Below are 6087 nucleotides of genomic sequence, written 5' to 3' on the forward strand. Positions count from 1 at the left end.
ACTCGGTCAGAGTCTCGCGCCCGCCGTTGTCCACGGTCCGGGTAACGTTGCCGTTTTGGTCGTAGAAGTAGTCGGTATAACGCCCGTCGGGGCCGGTCAGCCGCTTCAGCCGCCCGTTCTGGGTCTGGTCGTAATAGGCGTACTGGGTGACGAGACCGTTGGGATCGGTCACCCGGATGGGCCGTCCGCCGATGTCGTACTCGGTGACGACCGCGTTCCCCTGTTGGTCGAAGGCCCGGGTCGGCCGGTTGAGGGCGTCGTATTCGAACCGGACGCTGTAGCCGTCCGGGTTGGTGATCTTGAGGACGTTGCCGACTTCGTCGTAGGTGAACTGGGTCGCGTGCCCGGCGGTATTGCGGCGGACCACGGGCCGATCGAGGGCATCGTATTCCACGACGTCCTGCTGGAGAAGCCCGTAGACGCCGTTGCCGTCGAAGGCGATCAGGCTGGCGCCGATCGGGTTGCCGTTATTGTCGTAGGCGAAGTCGCGCCATTGCCGGAGGGCATCGGTCGCGCGTGTGATCTGGCCGTCGTCGTTGTAACGCGTCTCGGCCGGGTAGAACCGCGCGTCCACGGCGACGGTCGGACGCCCCAAGGCATCGAAGGCTTGGCTCGCGTTGGTGCATCGGTCGGCTAACGTGGCTTCACCCAGTTGCTGCAAGCCGCAGCGCTTGATCGATGTGGGGTTGAGCGCCGAGGCGTCGTATCCGAACTCGACGTAGGGACCTTCCTGGGTGGTGAAATCCCGCACGCGCTTCGTGCGCGTCAGGTTGCCCGCCGCGTCGTAGGTATGGATCGTCCACGCGGCGATTTGCGAAGGCGTGGGCGTCGCGGTGTTGACGCCCGGCTTCAGGGCGATGACCTCCGTGCGGTTGCCGCGGGCGTCGTAGCGGTACAGCGTGTAATGGCCGTTGGCGTTCTTGGTCTTGGTCGGCAGGTGGAAGGCGTTGTAGCCTTCGTAGGTTACGGTGCTGCCGTCGGGCAGGGTCATCGTGGTCACGTTGCCCGACGCATCGTAGGCGTACCGGATCGTATTGCCGAGCGCATCGCGCCGCTGCGTCTCGTTGAGGGGGTTGGCCGTATCCTGGTACTCGTAGACCAGCCGCGAGCCGTCCCCTTGCTGGTGCTGGAGCTGTTGCCCCCATTCGTTGAAAAGATAGGTCTGGCTCACTCCGCGCTCGTCGACGGTGGTCGTTTCCCGGCGGAATTTGTTGTACCGGAAGGTGTAGGTATGTCCCTGGCTGTCGGTATGCCGGAAGGTCTTGCCGTTGGCGTAATACTCGAAGCTCATGCCGTTGCCGTTCGGCCGCGTGTAGGTCTTCAGGGCATGATCGAGATTGGTGCCATCGGCGGCGGTGTAATAGGTGTAGGCCGTCGAACTACCGCGACGCCCCGCGACGACCTCCGGGCTTTCGAATTTGACGAGATCGCCGCGGCCGTCATAGGTGTAGCGGAAGGTGCGCCCTGCCCAGTCGGTGATGCGGGTAATATGGCTCCCGCCGTTGTCGTACCAGAACCGAAGCGTGCGCCCGATCCCGTCGACGACGGTGGAGAGATTCGCGCCGCTATAGCCGAAACTCAAGGCATTGTTGTTGCGGTCGACCACGCGAACCAGTTTCGCCGTCTGGCCGGCCGTACCGGGGATGTTCTGGAAATAGAACACCAGCCCGGATTTTTCCTTCAGGCTGTATTCGCCGTTGGCTTCCCGTTTCGCGGTGACGCGGAGACCCGTTTGAGGCGTTAAGGTCGCATTCAACGGCACGCCGCTGGCCGTGCCTGCGACGCTTAAACGGCTCGCCGAGCCCGAGCCGTCGACCCAAATCACCGTGTCGACAGTCCCGTTCGCATTCTCATCGAAGAACTGCAGCTGATGGTTGAAGCTGTGCGTCCAGCCGAAACCCAAGGGGCCGTCCTTGCGGACGTTCGAGTTATAGGTGCGCTCGAATACGATGTCGAGTCCCCCTCGCCCCCGGATGGCCAAGTCCCGCTCCGGATGGTAGAGATTGCCGGAGACCAGGTTGACGGGATCGCCGCCAACGTTTGTTTTTCCGGCTACATAGCCCGTATTGCTGCCCGGTCCGAAATGCGGGGTGTCGATTTTGATGTTGCTGTTAGGGACTGGGCCTACTGTCAGGGACGTCGCAATCGTGGGCGTAAAGACCGATCGAAAGCCGGTGCCCAACGCTTGATCAAAGTAATTGCTAATCGGCCTTGCTAGGGAATAACCGCCTTGGGCCGTGGTGTAATCGCCGGAAATCGTGTAGCTGGTACTAGCCGATTGCAGATTTTGATTACCGTCCAGAGTGGCCTTTTCCGCCACCCACACGGCGCCGGCCCAGCCGTCGTAATTGATCAGGCACCGTGGTAGGGTGATTTTGAAATAGCCTTGCGCAAACAGATTCTTTAAGCTGTTTTTGACAGCAGTTGAATAGTTCAGGTTGATCGGCGAAGTCGCGCAGCCGATATTCAATTGGGTATCGACATCCGCACTGCCCGTCAGGGCCACTACGGGCAGGCCGGTATCATTGGCGAACTGCAGGCCGCGGATGGTGCTGACGGCGTCCACGTGGGCCTGTTCCTGCCAAATGTACGATTCGTAGGCAGAAGCGGAATAACCCGCCAACAAGTAATTGTTGTAATTCGCGGCACCGGTGACGATGTTCCGAGAGCGAAGGCTGCCGCCCGGCACATCGACCAGGAGTCCTTTGCGCGAGAATGCAAAGGGCAGGTCGAACACGTACTCCACCTTCATCGCCGTGGACGTGAGCCCGATGTGATTGCCGCTGTCGCCGGTCTCGCCGTAGAGCCGTCCCACGGTTTTTCCCGCCTCGGTGATGTAGTCCATATATTTCAGCCCGGCAATGTGGAGGTATTCGCCGAGCGTGTCGTCCATCCGAGTGTTGGGATTCGCAGTGGTTTCGACGGCGTCGAGTAGCTTCGCCGAGCGCGCTTCGATCAGGTCGTCGGACGCATGAAAGGCGTAGACCTGAAGCGCATGGTAGTTGTACGCTCCGATGTTCCAGTATTGAACCTGATTGATCGTGACGTTATTGAGCGAAAGACGTATTGTCAGTTGGTTGCTGCGGGTGCAGAAACCCACAGCCGTGCGGGTTCCGGCGGGCGTAATATCCACGCCGTCCCGCCTGAAAACCGGCTGGACCAAGGTCTGCTGATAATTGGAGGTAGTCGCACAAGGCACCTCCATCGCCGTTCCGAACTGCCAGGCCGCGACGTTGCCCGCGGCGGTATTCGATGCGTTGGTTTGCACGAAGGACAGGGTCAATCGGCTCGAAGCGAGTTCGGCCATCGGCCGATTGAGTGTTGGCGCCAAGGCAGTGCCGGATTGATTCAGCACCGTGAACTGGGCAAAGTAGCGGTGGGTATCCGGCAACACCGCGGTTTCGGACTGGCCGCTCCCCCAATCCTTAAAATTCAGGACGTCGTAAGGCAGCGTGCTGGGCAACACGTCGATGTTCCGTTGCAGGATGGCGCCCCGATATCCGCCGCCGTGCACGAGCGATGTCCCCAGCGCCGCTTCCATCTGATCCTTCAGCGCTTCCTGAGGCATGACGGTCGTGCGCTTGCTCAAATACGCGTTGTAGTCGAAGCTGAAGCCTGGAATATCGGCAACGGTCGTGCCGTTCGTGTAGGTCATCTCCTTGAAGCTCGGATCCAGCGGAATCCAATGGAACCCGCTATTGTCGTTGCGCGAGCCGCGGTAATTGCCATAGGGCACGCAGGCTTCGATCCATACGTGGGAAAAGCTAATCCGGCCGGACGGCAGCAGTTCCTTTGGTATCTGCCCAACACCCAACCTGGACCAAGCTCCATTCACAGCCTTTACGCCCAACCAGTCCAGCATACGCGGATCGCTGTATTGGAACGCAACTTCGCCGTAGACATACCGGGCCGGAATCTTGGCGATGCGCAGCAGAGCAATCAACAGCGAAGCTTGATCGGTGGCGTTGCCGGAGCCGCTCACCAAGGTCGCGGAAGCACCTTTCAATGAGCCGAAGTAAGGCTGGAATTCGATCTGGTTCTTGACGTATTCGTAAATCTTGACCGGCGAATACTGCAATTTCTCGGCGAGGGCCAACACGTCCGGATCGTTCAGATTGATTTCCGGCAGGGCGTTGCCGAGATCCGCCGCCTGATAGCCGCAAGCCACCGCTTCGGGCGCCGCGGCCGAAGGCGGGGCGGCTTGAGCCGTGCCTATCCCTAACGCATCCATCAGCTTGTCGACGGACTCGGCCAGCTTCTTCGAATGGCCCGAAGGTTCGACACGAGCCCCGGCATTTCCTATCGGTGCGGCATAGGCAGGCGGAGGGGCGTTCGGGATATCGTCGGTCGTGAGTTTTGTCGGCTCCTGCTGGGTGAAGGTCGGCTGGGGCTGGGTCTGCACCTCAACCGGCGGCGCTTGGAGTTGCTGCAGGAGGCCTTGCAGGGTCGCCAAGGCCTGATGCCGTTCGCCGGCGGTCTGGGCACCGAGTGCGGCGTCCAGAGCGCGATCCAGCCGATCGAAGCGCTCGCGTACCTGTTCCGCGAGCCCCGAATTTTCCAAGCCTCGGCCGGCCAGCCAGCCTTCGATTTCAGAACGGTAGGCACGGAAGCCGTCTCGTTTATGCTCCAACTCCGTCCTTAACTCTGGCTCCCTATCGCTTGGGGCTTGCGCGAGTTCGGTAAGCAACCGTTGGGTATCGCTGTTTTCACTCGCGATGCCTTTCGACCAGTTTTCGGTATCGCCGGGCTCACCGTCCCCAATGTAAGCAGCCGAAATAGTCTCCGCGGCGGAATCGAAATCCGGCATCGCCGCGCCGGTGCGCGGCGAGTATTGCTTCGGTGGCTTGGCCTTTATCGATTCGGCATTCGATGCCGACGTTTCGGAATCGACGGATTTTTCACCACCGGCAAACCAGGTCAAAGCCGCAATCATTACAACGACCAAGATGGCGATGATCGAGAGTCGAAACGTCCCCCACGGCGCTTTATTTTGCATTTGTTATGGTCTCCAAGAACGCATCCGTACACAGCCGCCGGCGAGCGGGGCGCCCCCTGATCGGGGGTGTTCGCCCCGCCGGCTATAGCAGCAGCGTGGAAATGATGCTGATCACGGCCGGCTCGTTGACGACCGGGTTACGCCCGATTTGAACTTCAGCACCGTCGGCCAGATTATCGTGATCGCTGTCGGCCACGTCGGGATCGCTGCCGTGGGTGAATTCCCCGACATTCGAGAGCGCGTCGTTGTCGGGATCGAGCGCGGCGTCGCTCGGATCATAGGGGTTCAGCGCATGGGCCAATTCCCAGACGTTGGGCATGCCGTCCTGATCCGTATCCCAATACGCGGGATAATTGGTCCATTCGATGCTGTCGGGGGTGCCGTCGAGGTCCGTATCGGCGGCAAGCGGATTCAGGCCGTCGCGCAGCTCGAAAAAGCTCGGGACACCGTCGCCGTCCGTGTCCGTTGTCGTGTCGTTCTGGGCGATCACGCGCAAGTAGCCCGGCACCGCCACGGAAATACCTTGGCTGTCCCTGAGGTTCAACACGAAGGGATAGGAACCGGCCGCCGCGGGCGTCCCGGAAAGAGACCAAGGCGCGGCGGCGCTCACCGCGATGCCGGGCGGCAGATGCCCGCCGCCAAGCGACCAGGTGTAGCCGGGCGTGCCGCCGGCCGCCGACAGCGGATAGGAAAAAGCGGCCTCGGCGAGCGCTTCCGTCGCAATCGGGTTGCCGCGCAGCTTAGTGGGATTGGGCGTTGCGGTCAGGCCGTTTTGCGGCAGCAGCTTCCAGCCGTCGGCCTGATTGGGGTCGGTGCCCACCAAGGGTTCGACCGCATCGGGAATGCCGTCGCCGTCGCTGTCGGCCATCACGGTCGGCGGAAAGGTCCGCAAGGCGAGTCCCGTTTCGTAGGCGTCCCCGTTCCAACTGCCGTCAGCCGCTTGCCGATTTTGCAGGAAGGCGGCGGCTTGCGCCAAAGCGGTATCGGTACCGGCCGGCGCGAGTCCGGCGGCCGCGGCTGCTTGTAAGGCGAGGTAAGCCGTGGCGGTGGACCGCTCCACGCCGGTGTCGGCGCTGTGGTCGGTAAAGCTC

General features: G+C 61.5%; 2 protein-coding genes. Both read right to left on the bottom strand.

Translation table 11 applies throughout. The features are described from left to right. The coding region (locus ABJK70_RS18530; RefSeq protein ID WP_347258729.1) for a DUF6531 domain-containing protein at positions 1-4996 on the bottom strand (4996 nt) is incomplete at its 3' end. Between the two features lie 82 nt (positions 4997-5078). Continuing rightward, positions 5079-6087 (bottom strand): putative Ig domain-containing protein (locus tag ABJK70_RS18535; RefSeq protein WP_347258730.1); only part of this gene is annotated, 1009 nt, incomplete at its 5' end.

The organism is Methylocaldum sp., assembly GCF_039794385.1.
Taxonomy (GTDB): domain Bacteria; phylum Pseudomonadota; class Gammaproteobacteria; order Methylococcales; family Methylococcaceae; genus Methylocaldum.